Origin of the sequence: Campylobacter concisus (assembly GCF_003049735.1) — a bacterium.
Lineage (GTDB): Bacteria > Campylobacterota > Campylobacteria > Campylobacterales > Campylobacteraceae > Campylobacter_A > Campylobacter_A concisus_AN.
This window is the reverse complement of the sequence record NZ_PIRM01000007.1, coordinates 14915-29365: the sequence shown is the minus strand read 5'-3', so window position 1 is coordinate 29365 and position 14451 is coordinate 14915. Positions and strand designations below refer to the sequence as shown.

Below are 14451 nucleotides of genomic sequence, written 5' to 3'. Positions count from 1 at the left end.
CTACCGACTGAGCTAGCAAGACATTTGTTTAAAAAAGAATTGAGATTATACAAAAAACATTATTACATGTCAAGAAAAGGATGTTTAAAATTTGTTTTTAGCTAACATGGTTGCATGGTTAGGTTGGTTTGGCATCAATAAGTTTTCAAAATAAAATATATTATAAAGCCCACTTGTAAGATATGCGGACACCAAATGGATGAATATTGGATTTACTAAGACATGTTTTTATTATAAAGTTTTTCTATATTAAGTATCTTACTTTTTAGCCTCATGTGGACAGCTATTGCCACACAATAGATGATGCGTGATTCGTGGTAAAATTGTGAATAATATGGATCAACGATATTGATTGTACATATGGCTAAATAAATTATTTTGAACTAATAAATTGATGCTATAGAGTTATTTAAAGACAACATATATTTGAGATATCCACCTGAATAAATTCTAATTATCCCGTATAAATTAAATCAAGCTTATAAATAGTACTTTAAAAATATTTTAAACTGCAGTCAATAAATAAAAATCTATAAGAACATGAATCTAGGATATTTAAGATTAGGATTAAACCCCGTTAATAGGGGCTTAATAAGTTAAATAATTATAGTCCATCAAAAGGATTTGAAACTACATCTTTGCGATCTACTATGTAAGGTATAATAGCTGCATGACGAGCTCTTTTGATCGCTTTTTCTACCATCTCTTGATGTCTTTTTGATGTGCCAGTTAAACGTCTTGGCATGATTTTAAATCTCTCTGATAAACAATACTTTAAAAGGGAAGTATCTTTATAATCTATAAAATCAATTTTTGCTTCTGTAAATTTGCAATATTTACGTGAATATTTTCTTTTTTCTGCCATTTTCTATCCTTTAAATTAAAACGGTATTTCGTTGTCGCCATCAAAATTATCGGCGTCAATGTTTATATCAGGGATTTTTTCCTCATAGTACTCTTCTTGTACTTTTTTATTTTGTGGTTGCATTTGCTGTCTTTGTGGTGCTGAATTTTGATATCCACCATTGCTATAGCTATTAGTTGAACCATTATTTCGTTGTTGTGAGTACGAACTATTTTGATTAAATCCACCTTGACTTTGTCCATTAGCTCCGCTATTTCCGCCAAGCATCTCCATATTTTCAACTACGATTGAGTGCTTTGAACGGTTTTGTCCATTGTTGTCGGTCCATTGATCAAATTTCAATCTTCCTTCAACCAGAAGTTTAGAGCCTTTGCTTAAATATTGATTTGCTATCTCAGCTGATTTGCCAAAGAACGATATGTCAATAAAGCATGTCTCTTCACGTTTTTCGCCGTTAGTATTAAATTTTCTAGTAACAGCAATACCGGAATTTCCTATAGCAGATCCACTAGTAGTGTATCTTAGCTCGATATCTCTTGTTAAATTCCCAACCAGTACTACTTTATTGAACATTTTTTATCCTTGATTATTCTTCTGTAAAAGTTTGCTCGTCTACTTTTTCAACTCTTGGCTCACGCGGTACTCTTGGCTCACGAGGCTCTTTTTTTATAGTTTGTTTGATACCTTTGCAAAGTCTTTCCCAAGCTGCGATTTCGCGTTTATTTTCATATTTAACGCTTAAAAATCTTATGATATCTTCAGTGATCCTTACATTTCTTGTAAGTTCTGCAAGAAGCGCTGGTGGAGCTTTGTAATAGATAACAAAGTATGTTCCACGCTCGTATTTTTTGATAGTGTAAGCTAGCTTTCTAGTACCCATCTCAACAACAGTAGCGATCTCGCCGCCGTTTTTTGTTATGACTTCTTTTACGAAGTCAACTTTAGCTTTAACTTCTTCTTCCGTTAATGTCGGCTTAAGAATAAATAAAAGCTCGTAATGTTTCATTTTTTCTCCTTATGGATATTTAGCTCACTTTGTGAGCAAGGATTTTGCTTTAAGCAAGGGTGGATTTTAGCTTAAAGTTACTTAATATTTGCTGTTGATATAAGATGTTGTAAATTTAAAATGGTTGATAATACAAAAATTTCTTTATCCATTTTTGTGTTTATTTTTAGCTCTAGCTCGGCCAAATTTAGTGTTTTAAATATCTCCAAATAGGCGTTTAAATTTAGTTTTAAGCTATTTGCTTTTAATAAATTCGCGACATTTACAGGCGGCTGATAACCGATTGCCTCATCTAAATTTAATCGACCATTTATCTTAATGTAAGAGTAAATTTTAAATAGCCTAAAAAATGCTTTGTAAAGCGAGTTTAGAAGTAAAATTTCATTAAAATTTGGATCTTCTAGATAGGTAAAAAAGTCGTTTTTTATATCTTTTAGTGCCATAAATTTATTGAAAAAGTCATCAAAATTTATCCCACCAAGTCCAAAAACTAGCCTTTTTACATCATCTTGTTCGATGTGGGTGTTTAGGCTCTTTAGCTTTGTTAGCTCGCTTGCTGCAAGGTATAAATTTTCATTATGCGTAAAGTAAAGCTCATAAAGTGCGTTTTTGGTTATATTTAGGCCAATTTTGGCTGAGCTTTTGGCTAGTAAATTTATCGCTTCATCTGGGTTTGAGGGCTTAAAAAATCTCGCAAAATTTGTCCCAAAAGCCTTTTGCGTATCAAAAACTAGTTTCATATCGGCCTCATAAAGCTCAAACAAAAAGTAGTTGTCCTGGCTTTTTGAACAAAGCAAGATGAGCTCTTTTAGCTCTTTTGCTGGGATCTTTTTGTCACTTTTTACATAAAGGATATTTTTACCACCAAAAAGTGACTGCTCGCTTAGATGAGAGCTTGCCTGGGTGTAGTTATACTCGTCAAAATAAAGGCTCAATAAATTCGCATCTTCACTCGAGTAAAAGCTCAAAATTTCTTTGCCAAAGAGCTCGATCTGAAACTCGTCCGCCCCAAAAAGTAAGAAGTAGTTGCTTAAATTTGCATTTGCTAAATTCAGCTCCAAATCTTTTCTATACATCGATCTTTCTTACCACTTTTGCAAAAATTTTAGCACTCGCGATGTCGGCCTCTGTGATCTTTACGACAAGCTTTTGAAGTAAATTTGCACTGTATCCAGTGATGAAAATCCTAGCTCCAACAAAATGATCATCAAGCTTGGCAACCAAGACATTTTGGTTTTCGCTCACATAGCAGCGCACCTCTTTGCCGATGTTTGCGGCTGCCCAGCGTGCAAATTTCCTATCCATAAAGTCGTAGGCTACCTTGTCGGCTTCTCTTTCAAGTTCGCTTAAATTTGCGCAGGTGCTTTGGATGTTTAAAAGCAAGAAGTTGTAAAGCTTCTCATCTTTTGAAATTTTAGCCTTTAAAAGTCTGTGCAAAATGAGATCAGAATAGCGTCTAATAGGGCTTGTAAAGTGTGTGTATCTATCAAATCCAAGCCCAAAGTGGCCTAAATTTTCACTCGAGTATTCAGCTTTTTTTTGCGACTTGATGATGAGCTTATCTATCTCTTCGCGGTTGCCAAGTTTATCGGCTTTTATTTGGATCTTTCTTATCAAATTTGCAAGGTCACTCTCGTAGGTAAAGTCAAGCCCCAAAAGTTGCAAATCTTCAAGTAATGTATCTATCTTTTTAAAATCAGGCGAAGCGTGGTTTCTAAAAACACCCTTTGTGATGAGCTTTGCGGCAGCTTTATTTGCTAAAAGCATACAGTCCTCGACAAGTCTATGTGAGTCGGAGTCACTTTCAAATCTAGTTTGTAAAATTTGACCCTCTTCATCAAGGCTCATTCTTAGCTCTTTTGTCCTAAAGTCAAATGCGTGCAAAAGCCTTTTTTTGCGAAGCTTTGTGGTGAGTTTAAAAAGTGGCTTGATCCATGAAATTTCACACTCTCTCTTGCCCTCTAAAATTTCATCGATCTCGTCGTAGTTAAAGCGCCTTTTTGAAAGGATGATCGCTTCAAAAAGCTCCTCTTTTTTTACCTCATTATTTGCATCAAGTGAAATTTTAAAACAAAATGCAAGGCGAGGCACATTTGGCTTTAGTGAGCAGATATTTTCACTAAGCGCGCGTGGCAACATCGGTACTGAGATATGCGGAAAGTAGATAGAAAAGCCTCTTTTTTTAGCCTCGCTGTCAATAGCGCTATAAGCAGTCACATACTCGCTCACATCAGCGATTGCGACGTAAATTTCACGCTTTTCCTCATCAAAATATATGGCGTCATCAAAGTCTTTGGCATCGACTGGATCGATCGTGCAAAACTCTAAATTTCTTAGATCAACTCTATTTGGATACATGCTAGCATCGACTTCGTCGCCAAAAGCCTTTGCCTCAAGCTCACAAGCCTCGCTAAATTTATCATTTTTATTATAAATGGCAAGCGAAATTTTCTCATCGCTTAATGGATCTTCTAAATTTCCTAAAACCTCGACTATTTCGTTATTTAGGTTATTTACCTTAAGCAGCGTCCCAAGTGGGAGCATCTTTAGGCTTTTTTGAGTCGCTTTTAAGGTCGTGCTTAGTCCAGTTTTTAAATTTACACCTAAAATGGCCGCTCCAAAGCGTTTTGTATAGAGCACGCTTGTCTCATTTGCAAGCTTTAGGCTCATTACTATCTTAGCACTCTGGCGTTTTTTCTTAAGTGGCAAAAGCTTTGCTAACACGATATCGCCAAGGTGAGAGTTGTTTAAATTTTTATTTTCTACGATGATGTCTTGCTTGAAGCGTTTATCAAATGGCATGATAAAGCCAGTTGCGTTTTGGCTGATGTCTAGCTTACCGCAGACGTAGCCATTGTTTAGGTAAAATTTATCTTTATGGGAGCTTACGGCACCAAGATTTAAGAGATTTCGTAAAATCTCTTTATCTTCGTTTGAAACTTCTTTTTCCTTGATGCCAACTAGTAGTGAGGTTAGAAATTCTTTCACAAATTATCTTTGACTTTAGCGACAGCCATTAAAAACGTATCATGTCCAAAGCCGTATTCGTCAAGAAGAGGTAGAGTATTTTGTATGCTTATATCATCAAGTTGATTAAAGATATTTACAGCCGTTTTTATCACTTTTAGGGCTTTTGCGTAATCTTTTATATGATCTGGTGCCTCTTCTGGATTATTTGAATAGAGTATTGAGCTGCTAAGTTCTGTCTCAAGGTTCCATTGTTCAAAAATTTTAGCTGTAACTTCTTCATTTGACATATCTAAAATTTCTGTTTCAAATAGGGCAAGATCGATTGGGCTAGATATATTTTTAAGTTTTTCTCTAAATTCGACGTCTTGCTTATTTTCAGCTAATTCATGAGCAAGAACTATCTTGCCAATCTCAAGCATAAATGAAGCTGGAGAGAGAATTTCTAGGCTTTTAGGATTAACTTTAGAATGCCAATTATACATTAGTGCATTCTGAATGATTGAGATATTTAAAAAATCTTGTGTAGTAATGCCATAAGGCTCTAAATTTATAGAAAAGCTCTTTTTAATCGTACTTGAAAGCGCAAAACCTCGAATAGTAGCCATACCAAAAAGAGAAATAGCTCTTGCTATAGTTGTGATCTCTTGAGAAAACCCATAAAGTGGAGAGTTTGCTGAACGCAAGATATTTGCCGTTAGCATCGGATCCTTTTCGACCACTTTTGTAAGATCACTTATTGAGCTGTTTTCGTCCGCATGTAAGCGTTGAATTTGTATAACTGTGTCATCTAATGGTGGAAGTGCTTTGATTTTTTTAAAAACTGATTCATTCATTGAGTTATCTCTTTTTTTGAAATTTCAGCGTATTTTATCAAAATAAATTATCATAAAACTTAAAAAGAGTTTCTATATATTTCAGCCGAATTTTTGCTGGCTAAAGTTATAATTTTGCCAAATTTTAATAATAGGAGTAACAATGGCTATAAATGTTTATTATGATAAAGACTGTGATTTAAGCCTTATTCAAAGTAAAAAAGTAGCAATCATCGGCTTTGGTTCACAAGGTCATGCACATGCTGAAAATTTAAGAGATAACGGTGTAAGCGTTGTAATTGGCCTTTCAAAAGGTGGCAGAAGCTGGGCAAAGGCTGAGGCAAAAGGCTTTGAGGTAAAAACCGTAAGCGAAGCTACAAAAGGCGCTGATGTGGTTATGATTTTAACTCCAGATGAGCTTCAAGCTGAAATTTATAAAAATGAGATCGAGCCAAATTTAAAAGATCACGCTGCTATCGCGTTTGGGCATGGATTTAATGTGCATTTTGGCCAGATAAAAGCTCCAGCAAATATAGATGTCATTATGATCGCTCCAAAAGCTCCAGGACACACAGTTAGAAGCGAATTCGTAAGAGGTGGCGGCATACCTGATCTTATTGCTGTTGAGCAAAATGCAAGCGGAAAGGCAAAAGAGATCGCTCTAAGCTATGCTTGCGGTATAGGTGGTGGTAGAACTGGCATCATTGAGACAACATTTAAAGATGAAACTGAAACAGATTTGTTTGGTGAGCAAGCTGTTCTTTGTGGCGGTCTTTGCGCGCTAGTAAATGCTGGCTTTGATACACTTGTAGAGGCTGGTTATGAGCCTGAAATGGCGTATTTTGAATGCTTGCATGAGCTAAAATTAATCGTTGATCTAATGTATCAAGGTGGCATGGCTGATATGCGCTACTCTATCTCAAACACAGCTGAATACGGCGATTACGTAAGCGGCGTAAGGGTAGTTGGCGAAGAGAGCAGAAAAGCTATGAAAGAAGTTTTAAAAGAGATTCAAAATGGCAAATTTGCAAAAGACTTCATCCTAGAGAGAAAAGCAGGATATGTTAGAATGAACGCTGAGCGCGGTATAGCTGAGAGAAGTTTGCTAAATCAAACTGGCAAAAAACTTCGCGCGATGATGCCTTGGATAACTAACGGCAAACTTATAGATCAGAATAAAAACTAAGCCTTGAGCGAAAAAAAGACTACAAAGAAGCGACCTACAAAAAAGAGTGCAGGTCGCTCTCACAATAAAACCTATCTTGGTATCGGCATTATCGCGGCTATTTTGATAATAGCACTTAGCGTAGCTCTTAGTATAAAAAATAATGGTGCAGAACAGATAAGCAAAGCAAATGAGCCAAAGATAGAGAAGCAAATTTCTAAAAAAGCTGAGCCAAAGGTTGCCAGTAAAGAGAAAAAACAAGAATACGAAAAGAGAAAATACCCTCTAAAATTTGATGAAGATGAAAATTTAAGTAAAATTTTTACCGATCCTAAGCATAAAAGTGAGCTTGCTTTAAATTCAAAAGTTGAGCCAAAAGAGCAAAAGAAGATAGCTGAAGTAAAGAGTGAAGCCAAAAAAGAAGAGATAAAAAAAGAGCAAAACGATACTAAAAATTTACTTGCAAGTTATAAAAATACAGAGCCTAGTGTAATAGAAAATGAACAAAAGATAGAGCCATTTTATAGCTCAAAAATCGAACAAAAAACTGAGTTAAAACCTCAAAATTTTGAAGTAAAAATCGATCAAAATAAAAGCGCTGAAATAGAAAAAAAAGAGAAATTTAAAAGCGAGGATACAAAAGTCGAGCCAGCTAAAAAAGCTGAAAATTTAACCACTAAAAAGATAGAAAAAACAAAATATGAAGAAAAAAATATAAAAAAAGATAGCTTTGAAGCGGTACCTTTTACGCCAAATACTAGTGTAAAAGGGCGCGCAAAGCTCGTCATCATAATAGACGATGTGGCGACATTTGAACATGCGAGTATGATAAAGTCGCTTGGCTTAAAAATCACGCCGTCTATTTTTCCAGCGACAAAAACTCATCCAGATACGCCAAATATCGCAAGAACATTTGAGTTTTATATGATACATCTTCCGATGCAAGCAAAGCACTTTGATAGCCCAGAGATAGGAACTCTTACTATCAACGAGAGTTTTGAGAGCATGCTTGAGAAGATAAAAAAGATACGCAAAGACTTCCCGCGTGCAAAATATACAAACAACCACACAGGATCACGCTTTACAAGCGATTTTGACGCTATGGATAAGGCATATAGGGCGCTGATAGAGCAGGGCTTTGTCTTTGTTGATAGCAAAACTATCGCTCAAACCGCAGTAGCAAGAGCTGCAAAAAAACATAATCAGCCATACATTTCAAGAGATATATTTTTAGACGACGATCCATCGGCTAGTGCTGTTAGACGTGAGCTTGTGGCTGCTGTAAATTTGGCTAAAAAAAGAGGCTATGCGATCGCTATCGGGCATCCAAAGAAAAATACGATTGCAGTGATAAAAGAGAGCAAAAATAATCTTTTAAAAGATGTTGATGTGGTTTATTTAAAAGATATTTTATGAGACTTGACTTTATCCCAGAGCCGTTAAAAAGACTAAAAAATCCACCAAAACAGCTAAATTTTATCGGAGATACTTCGCTTTTATCCTTACCAAAGATCGCAGTTGTTGGCTCACGAAAGGCAAGTGTTTATACAAAAGAGTGTGTTGCGGCACTTTGCGCAGCACTAAAAAGTGCAAACATATGCGTGGTAAGTGGCGGAGCAATCGGCGTTGATATCGCAGCTCATAAAGCTGCTATGCCACGAACGATTGGCATTTTTGCGAGCGGGCTTGACACCATCTATCCAAGCCAAAATAAAGTGGCGATAAATGAAATTTACACCAAAGCCTTGGCTCTTAGTGAGTATGACGAAGGCGAGCCACCACTTGCTTATAGATTTTTGGAGCGAAACCGCATAGTTGTGGGGCTTTGTGAAGCTCTAGTAGTCGCGCAAGCTGATCTTAAAAGTGGCTCAATGCAAAGTGCAAGGCTTGCAAATGAGCTTAAAATTCCAGTTTATGTACTGCCACAACGCATGGGTGAAAGCGATGGGACAAATTTTTTGCTTGCAAATAAAAAAGCCGAACTTATCGATGACTATCATAAATTTGCTTCACTTTTTGGTGAGATAAAAGAGCAAGAAAAAACTAGTGACGAGATTTTAAAATTTTGTAAAAATGGCGTAAGTCTTGATGAAGTTTTAGCAAAATTTGGTGATATCATCTATGAGTACGAGCTTGAAGGGCTAGTTGAAATTTCAAATCTAAGAGTAAAGAGCGTGCTATGAGAGAGAAATTTATGGCTATTGATGTTGGGTTAAAGCGAATAGGACTTGCCTTTGGTTTTGGAGAGATCGTGACCCCGCTTGAGCCAGTGCTTAGAAAAAATAGAAATCAAGCCGCAAGAGATGTGAGCCAAAAGGTAAATGAATATGCCCCAGATACGCTAGTAGTGGGTGTGCCAATCGGCGGTAGTAGCGAAGATGAGATGAGAAGACGCATCAAGCATTTTGTCTCACTTCTTGATGTAAAGGCAAATATTGTCTATCAAGATGAAGCTTTTAGTAGCAGCGAAGCTAGTGAAATTTACACAAATACAAAGCGAGATGGTAGGCTAGATAGCATTTCAGCCACTATTATTTTAAAAAGATATCTTGGGATAAATTAAAATTAAAAAGTAAAAATCGGTCTATTTTTTGAGTGAATTTTTAAAAGCTAGCTGAAAGCTATCTGTGCTAAAGGGCTGCTTTAATACTGTGACATGATTTGGCAGATCGTTAGCTGACTCATCGTTTTTGCAAATGGCTACAATACGAAAATTTTTAATATTTTTAAACTCAAGTATATCTTCTAGCATCGCTTCATTTTTTAAAATTTTACTATCGATAAAAATAACAAATGGGGTAAAAATAGAATCTTTTATATGTCTCATTAGATTGCTAAGGTCGTTTTTACCGATAACTTTTAGACCTAAAAAATTTATCTGAGCACTAATAGTGTCAAACAAAGCATCGTCATCGCAAGCGACTAAGATATTTGTATTTGTTTGATTTTTGATATTTATTTGTCTTTGGATGGCTCTATCGCCTGTTAGTGCTGCACTAAAAGATATTAAAAATTCTCCATCATTATGAGAGATCATAGATTCATTTGCTTTTTTTAGATAGTTATTTATCTTGCTGAGATAGTAATGACTTGGTCTCATTACGCTATGGCTAGATTTTATTTTAATGTCAAAATTTACAGATTTGGGACTATAATTTTTAAGTTGAAAGAGAATGTAAATGTCAGCATATTCGGTAGAGTAAAGGAAAAATTTGCAAATATTTTCAAGTGTTTTTATGAGATTTGTAGCATCAAATTTTAAAAACCTTGGATAACTTGGATCGTAACTAAAAATTATGGAATTTTTAGTGTCTTGCGCATCTTGGTATATGGCGCTAAGAAAAATTTCCATTCTGTTTATGATATCGATAGGCTTATCTTTCATATTATCAACATCCCGTCGCCGTATGAGTAAAATCTATACTTTTCATCAACTGCCATTTTGTAAATCCTCATCGTCTCTTCAAGCCCTATAAAGCTGGTAACTAGCATTATTAGAGTTGATTTTGGTAGATGAAAATTTGTAAGAAGGTAGTTTTGCCTGATAGGCTTATTATTTAGGTTTAAAAATAGCTTGCAAAAGCCGCTTGCTTGCTTGCTTCTTGCAAATTCTTCAACACATCTAGTAACCGTCGTGCCAACGCCAAGAATTGGTTTATTAGAATTTATAATCTCTTGAGCTTGCTCGCTTAGCTCATAAAATTCTGAGTGCATTTTGTGGTCGTTTATATTTTGGCACTCCACACCTTTAAATGTCCCAGCGCCAACATGAAGCGTAATGTAGGCGACTTCATGCTTTGCTTTTATCTGCTCTAACATTTGTTCGCTTATGTGAAGGCTAGCTGTCGGAGCTGCCACTGCACCGATATTTTTGGCAAATATGCTTTGATACCAGCTCTCATCATCCTTTGTATCAGCCCTTTTAATGTATGGTGGAAGCGGGATGTGACCAATCTTTTCAAGCTCACTAAAAAGGTGAACATTATCAAGCAAAACGCCATTTTGCGTAAAATTTACCACCCTTGTGCCATCGTCATTTAGCTCAAGCACATTTACTTTTAGATTATCAGGAAAATTTAAAACACTACCAGCGCTTACTCTGCCTCTTATATAGACGCTAAATTTATTTTCGCCTATGGGCTGATTTAGCATCACTTCGCAAGCCCCACCACTCTCTTTTTGTCCTAAAATACGAGCTTTGATAACTTTTGTATTATTAAAAATGACCGCTGCGTCCTCTGGGACAAGGCTGAAGAGATCTTTAAATTTGTAGTGTTTTATCTCTTTTGTATTTTTAAAATAGACAAGCAATCTTGCCTCTTCTTTTGGCAAAACTGGCTCTTTTGCGATGAGATCTTCGGGCAAAAAATAATCATAACTTGAGACGTCGTTTATATTACTCATCGCTTGCTACGTCGCTGTCTTGTTCTTCTTTTTCGTCTTCATCGTCGCTCTTGTTAGCTCTTTTGGCGACGATTATTGAAATTCCATAAAGTCCGATTAGTGGCAGTGCCATTAAGACTTGACTTATCACATCAGGTGGTGTAACGATGGCTGCAAAGATAAAGATGATAACAACAGCGTATCTGAAGTAATCTTTTAGCATCTTGTCATCGACAAGTCCGATCTTTGCTAAGAAAAATGTAATGACTGGTAGCTCAAATGAAATTCCAAAGCCAATAAGTAGTTTTGCAAAAAAGCCAACATACTCGCCAATGCTTGGTAGCGCTGTAAAGAGCTGGCCACCAAAATTTACCAAGAATGCAAAGCCAAGTGGAATCACCACGTAGTAACAAAATGCCGCCCCGCACGCAAACATAAATGAAGCTGAGATGACAAATGGGATCACATATTTTTTTTCATTGTCATAAAGTCCAGGGGCGACAAATAGCCAAAACTGCCAAAAAATGATAGGTAGCGCGATCACGACACCAGCAAAAAATGCAACTTTCATCGCAGTAAAAAATGGCTCTTGAATTTGAGTAAATATGATATTTGAGCCAGCTGGTAAGACTTGTTTTAGCGGTTCGCTCATCCATGCAAGCAGTGGGTTCCAAAACGTAAAGCAGATGCCAAAACAGACAAAAACGCTTACTATGCTTATAAAAAGTCTCTTTCTAAGTTCGATTAAATGGGGTCTTAGCTCTTCAAACATTACGCCTCTTTTTTATCGTTTAAGATCGCATCTTTAACTAAATTTGTTGGATTTTGTATATTTTCTACCGTTTTTTTGGTATTGCTTACGACATTTTGTATATCGTTAGTGATATCATTTGCGCTTTTTTTGATCTCATCAAGCTCTTCAAAAGTGAGCTTTTTACGCACACTTTGCGTACTTTTGGTTATGCTTTCTTTATATTTTTGAGCATCTTCTTTTAGTTCAGCTATCTTCATTTCTTGATCAAATGTTGATTTTGCGTCGTTTATGCCTTTTTTAAACATTTTTAGAAATTTTGCAATCTGAACCATCGCGCTTGGCAGCTTGTCAGGACCTAAAACTAACACTGCAATAATGGCGATAACCAAGATTTCAGAAAAACTCATTCCAAACATTTTTGCCTCTATTAAATTTTATTTAAGCTTTGTATTTTATCTTGACTTTGCTCAAAATTTTATAAATTTAGCCCTCGATAAAGAGTGCGATCTCGTCGCTTAGTAAGAAATTTGGATTGTAAAATTTACCATTTTTAAAGAGTAGTTTTTCATTTTCTACAAGTAGATTCGCCTTTTTTTTCTGAGCCTCACTTAATCGTCCAGCCTCCACGCCAACTATGCTTCTAAGCCCTAAAAATATATGCTCTCTTACTAGCTCGCTTTGACTTAAAATTTCTTTTTTTCTGTAAGTTGGTTGTGAGATGTAGGCATCTATGCTATTTTTGGCGTAGTATCTCGTGCCATCCACGAAGCCCACGCTAAAAGCGCCCACGCCAAGATAGTTTTTGCCTTGCCAGTAGCCAAGATTGTGCTTGCAAATTTGGCCGAAATTTGAAATTTCATACTGCCCAAAGCCAGCTCGCTTGATCTGCTCTATCATAAATTTAGCCAAAGTGTCGCTATCTTTTTTATAACTTTTTTTACCAGCAAATGGGGTGTTTTCTTCAAGAGTGAGCGAGTAGGCGCTTAGATGCGTGATAGCAAGACTTTTTAAATTTTCAGTTTCAGCCAAAAGGCGCTTTTTAGTGTCAAATTTGGTGTCGTAGATGAGGTCTAAATTTATATTGCTAAAGCCAGCTGTCTGGGCATTTTCAACTGCTTTAAAAATTTGCTCCCTGCTGTGAATGCGCCCAAGAAATTTTAGCTTATCTTCAAAAAAACTTTGAGCGCCAAAGCTTATGCGATTTGCGCCTAAATTTTTAACATGCTTTAGCCAAGTAAGACTTGCTGAGTTTGGGTTTGCTTCAAGTGTGATCTCGGTTTCTCGCGTGCAAAGAGGCGTTAAAATGCTAAAAATTTCATCATAAAGCTTAGCATTTACTGCGCTTGGTGTGCCGCCACCAAAAAAGATGGTTGAGATTTCTTTTACGTTTTGGCTTTTTAGCTGAAAATTTAGATCAAGGCAAAATGCCTTAAAATAGGCGCTAACCTTGTTAAATTCGTCGTCACTTGAGCCAAAAGCGCAATAAGGACACTTGCTTTCACAAAATGGCACGTGGATATAAACTTGCAAATTTCTCTCTTTTTAAAATTTTGGCGATTATAAGAAATTTGGCATTTATAGCAGTTTAAAAGTAGCTTTTGGTCTTTAAGAGTTTGCTTGGTAAAAAGCCAAAATTTATCTTAAAAATTTTTGCAAAATGTGCAGTATTTGCGTAGCCTACGATATTTGCGGCTTCTTTTATACTGATATCGTTTTGCTCTAAAAGAGTAAAAGCTAGCTTTAGGCGCTCTTTTGCTAAGAGCTGATAGATCGTATCTTTGAAAAATAGCTTAAAATTTTTCTTTAGCCAAAAGTCATTTGTGCCACAAAGATGAGCTAACTCTTTGATGCTTGGAGGATTTTGCATACGGCTTAATAAGATCGTTTTAGCTTTTAAAAGAGTCTTTTCTTCATCTCTGCTAAGTGAAATTTCGCTCTCTTTTCGTATTTTACTTTTATAGATAAGCTCTAAAATTTTTGACTCGGTAAAAATTTCCCTCATCGCGCCTTCATATAAATTTGTCGTATCAAGTTCATTTAAAACGCAAATTTGAGCTAAATCTTTTTTGTATTTTAATAGCTCAAATTTATCATCAAATCTAAGCCCAGCAAATATCTCAAGCTTATTTGCGTAGCTTTCGTCAAAAAGTAGTGTTTTAGTCTTATAAAATTTATTTTGATACTCAAAGGCGCCTTTAAAATCATCATTAACAAGCCCAATGCAAAATTCATCTTTGTTTAAAATATACTCTTTTCTATCAAGCTTAAAGCAAAGATCGTTTTTATCCTCATTAAACATTAAAAATAGATATTTTTTAGACTTGTGACGATCTCTTTTTATCCTACCATTACATAAAATTTCACTTTTTAGATAGCTGATGCCACTGCTTTGCTTGAAAAACTCCACGCTTACTTGTTTTTCCTTTTGAGATATTTTGCTCGTTCCATATTTTTTGTCTAAATTTATCATTTTATCCCTCAAGCGTTAAATTTAAT

At 35.8% G+C, this 14451-nt stretch carries 16 protein-coding genes; 4 read left to right on the top strand and 12 right to left on the bottom strand.

Going from position 1 to position 14451, the window contains the following annotated elements; translation table 11 throughout:
* Positions 1–604: 604 nt before the first annotated feature.
* The 6 genes from rpsR to CVS97_RS08780 form a co-directional block, all read right to left on the bottom strand.
* Complete coding sequence (gene rpsR, locus CVS97_RS08805) at positions 605–865, bottom strand: 30S ribosomal protein S18 (RefSeq protein WP_021091467.1); 261 nt, start codon at positions 863–865, stop codon at positions 605–607.
* 15 nt (positions 866–880) lie between these two features.
* The gene (locus CVS97_RS08800; RefSeq protein WP_107785807.1) at positions 881–1438 is read right to left on the bottom strand and encodes a single-stranded DNA-binding protein; all 558 of its coding nucleotides are present in this window, start codon (positions 1436–1438) and stop codon (positions 881–883) included.
* Positions 1439–1451: 13 nt separating this feature from the next.
* The gene (gene rpsF / locus CVS97_RS08795; RefSeq protein ID WP_087580576.1) at positions 1452–1871 is read right to left on the bottom strand and encodes a 30S ribosomal protein S6; all 420 of its coding nucleotides are present in this window, start codon (positions 1869–1871) and stop codon (positions 1452–1454) included.
* A 77-nt stretch (positions 1872–1948) separates the two neighbouring features.
* The gene (locus CVS97_RS08790; protein ID WP_107785806.1) at positions 1949–2947 is read right to left on the bottom strand and encodes a DNA polymerase III subunit delta; all 999 of its coding nucleotides are present in this window, start codon (positions 2945–2947) and stop codon (positions 1949–1951) included.
* A complete protein-coding gene (locus CVS97_RS08785) occupies positions 2940–4859 on the bottom strand; it encodes an RNB domain-containing ribonuclease (protein WP_107785805.1) in 1920 nt (639 codons plus the stop codon). Before CVS97_RS08785 ends, CVS97_RS08790 begins: the two co-directional genes overlap by 8 nt.
* Positions 4856–5674, bottom strand: coding sequence for an HDOD domain-containing protein (locus CVS97_RS08780; RefSeq protein WP_021091523.1), 819 nt, complete (start codon positions 5672–5674; stop codon positions 4856–4858). Before CVS97_RS08780 ends, CVS97_RS08785 begins: the two co-directional genes overlap by 4 nt.
* A 142-nt stretch (positions 5675–5816) precedes the next feature.
* Here CVS97_RS08780 and ilvC point away from each other — a divergent pair, with 142 nt between their 5' ends.
* Genes ilvC through ruvX form a run of 4 tightly spaced genes read left to right on the top strand, consistent with a single transcriptional unit; the run spans position 5817 to position 9381 of the window.
* Entirely contained in the window at positions 5817–6839 is a 1023-nt protein-coding gene (ilvC, locus tag CVS97_RS08775) for a ketol-acid reductoisomerase (protein ID WP_107785804.1), read from the top strand.
* 3 nt (positions 6840–6842) lie between these two features.
* On the top strand, positions 6843–8234 hold the full coding sequence (locus CVS97_RS08770) for a divergent polysaccharide deacetylase family protein (RefSeq protein ID WP_107785803.1): 1392 nt from the start codon (positions 6843–6845) through the stop codon (positions 8232–8234).
* Complete coding sequence (locus tag CVS97_RS08765; RefSeq protein WP_107785802.1) at positions 8231–9001, top strand: DNA-processing protein DprA; 771 nt, start codon at positions 8231–8233, stop codon at positions 8999–9001. Before CVS97_RS08770 ends, CVS97_RS08765 begins: the two co-directional genes overlap by 4 nt.
* Positions 8998–9381, top strand: coding sequence for a Holliday junction resolvase RuvX (gene ruvX, locus CVS97_RS08760; RefSeq protein WP_107785801.1), 384 nt, complete (start codon positions 8998–9000; stop codon positions 9379–9381). Before CVS97_RS08765 ends, ruvX begins: the two co-directional genes overlap by 4 nt.
* Before the next feature lie 21 nt (positions 9382–9402).
* Here ruvX and CVS97_RS08755 read toward each other — a convergent pair whose 3' ends face one another.
* The 6 genes from CVS97_RS08755 to CVS97_RS08725 form a co-directional block, all read right to left on the bottom strand.
* A complete protein-coding gene (locus CVS97_RS08755; protein WP_107785800.1) occupies positions 9403–10203 on the bottom strand; it encodes a hypothetical protein in 801 nt (266 codons plus the stop codon).
* Entirely contained in the window at positions 10200–11222 is a 1023-nt protein-coding gene (queA, locus tag CVS97_RS08750; protein WP_107785799.1) for a tRNA preQ1(34) S-adenosylmethionine ribosyltransferase-isomerase QueA, read from the bottom strand. The genes CVS97_RS08755 and queA overlap by 4 nt, the downstream gene beginning before the upstream one ends.
* Entirely contained in the window at positions 11215–11973 is a 759-nt protein-coding gene (gene tatC / locus CVS97_RS08745) for a twin-arginine translocase subunit TatC (protein WP_021091515.1), read from the bottom strand. Before tatC ends, queA begins: the two co-directional genes overlap by 8 nt.
* Complete coding sequence (gene tatB, locus CVS97_RS08740; RefSeq protein ID WP_107785798.1) at positions 11973–12371, bottom strand: Sec-independent protein translocase protein TatB; 399 nt, start codon at positions 12369–12371, stop codon at positions 11973–11975. Before tatB ends, tatC begins: the two co-directional genes overlap by 1 nt.
* Before the next feature lie 67 nt (positions 12372–12438).
* Positions 12439–13485 (bottom strand): radical SAM family heme chaperone HemW, encoded by a 1047-nt coding sequence (gene hemW / locus CVS97_RS08730; RefSeq protein ID WP_107785797.1) that lies wholly within the window; start codon positions 13483–13485, stop codon positions 12439–12441.
* A 55-nt stretch (positions 13486–13540) separates the two neighbouring features.
* Positions 13541–14425 (bottom strand): helix-turn-helix domain-containing protein, encoded by an 885-nt coding sequence (locus CVS97_RS08725; RefSeq protein WP_107785796.1) that lies wholly within the window; start codon positions 14423–14425, stop codon positions 13541–13543.
* Positions 14426–14451: the final 26 nt, after the last annotated feature.

Excerpts from the sequence above, each read along its gene's own strand:
- CVS97_RS08765 (WP_107785802.1), top strand. The coding sequence starts at position 8,231 with ATGAGACTTGACTTTATCCCAGAGCCGTTAAAAAGACTAAAAAATCCA.
- ilvC (WP_107785804.1), top strand. The coding sequence starts at position 5,817 with ATGGCTATAAATGTTTATTATGATAAAGACTGTGATTTAAGCCTTATT.
- CVS97_RS08725 (WP_107785796.1), bottom strand. The coding sequence starts at position 14,425 with ATGATAAATTTAGACAAAAAATATGGAACGAGCAAAATATCTCAAAAG.
- tatB (WP_107785798.1), bottom strand. The coding sequence starts at position 12,371 with ATGTTTGGAATGAGTTTTTCTGAAATCTTGGTTATCGCCATTATTGCA.
- tatC (WP_021091515.1), bottom strand. The coding sequence starts at position 11,973 with ATGTTTGAAGAGCTAAGACCCCATTTAATCGAACTTAGAAAGAGACTT.
- CVS97_RS08800 (WP_107785807.1), bottom strand. The coding sequence starts at position 1,438 with ATGTTCAATAAAGTAGTACTGGTTGGGAATTTAACAAGAGATATCGAG.
- queA (WP_107785799.1), bottom strand. The coding sequence starts at position 11,222 with ATGAGTAATATAAACGACGTCTCAAGTTATGATTATTTTTTGCCCGAA.
- rpsF (WP_087580576.1), bottom strand. The coding sequence starts at position 1,871 with ATGAAACATTACGAGCTTTTATTTATTCTTAAGCCGACATTAACGGAA.
- CVS97_RS08780 (WP_021091523.1), bottom strand. The coding sequence starts at position 5,674 with ATGAATGAATCAGTTTTTAAAAAAATCAAAGCACTTCCACCATTAGAT.
- rpsR (WP_021091467.1), bottom strand. The coding sequence starts at position 865 with ATGGCAGAAAAAAGAAAATATTCACGTAAATATTGCAAATTTACAGAA.
- ruvX (WP_107785801.1), top strand. The coding sequence starts at position 8,998 with ATGAGAGAGAAATTTATGGCTATTGATGTTGGGTTAAAGCGAATAGGA.
- CVS97_RS08755 (WP_107785800.1), bottom strand. The coding sequence starts at position 10,203 with ATGAAAGATAAGCCTATCGATATCATAAACAGAATGGAAATTTTTCTT.
- CVS97_RS08790 (WP_107785806.1), bottom strand. The coding sequence starts at position 2,947 with ATGTATAGAAAAGATTTGGAGCTGAATTTAGCAAATGCAAATTTAAGC.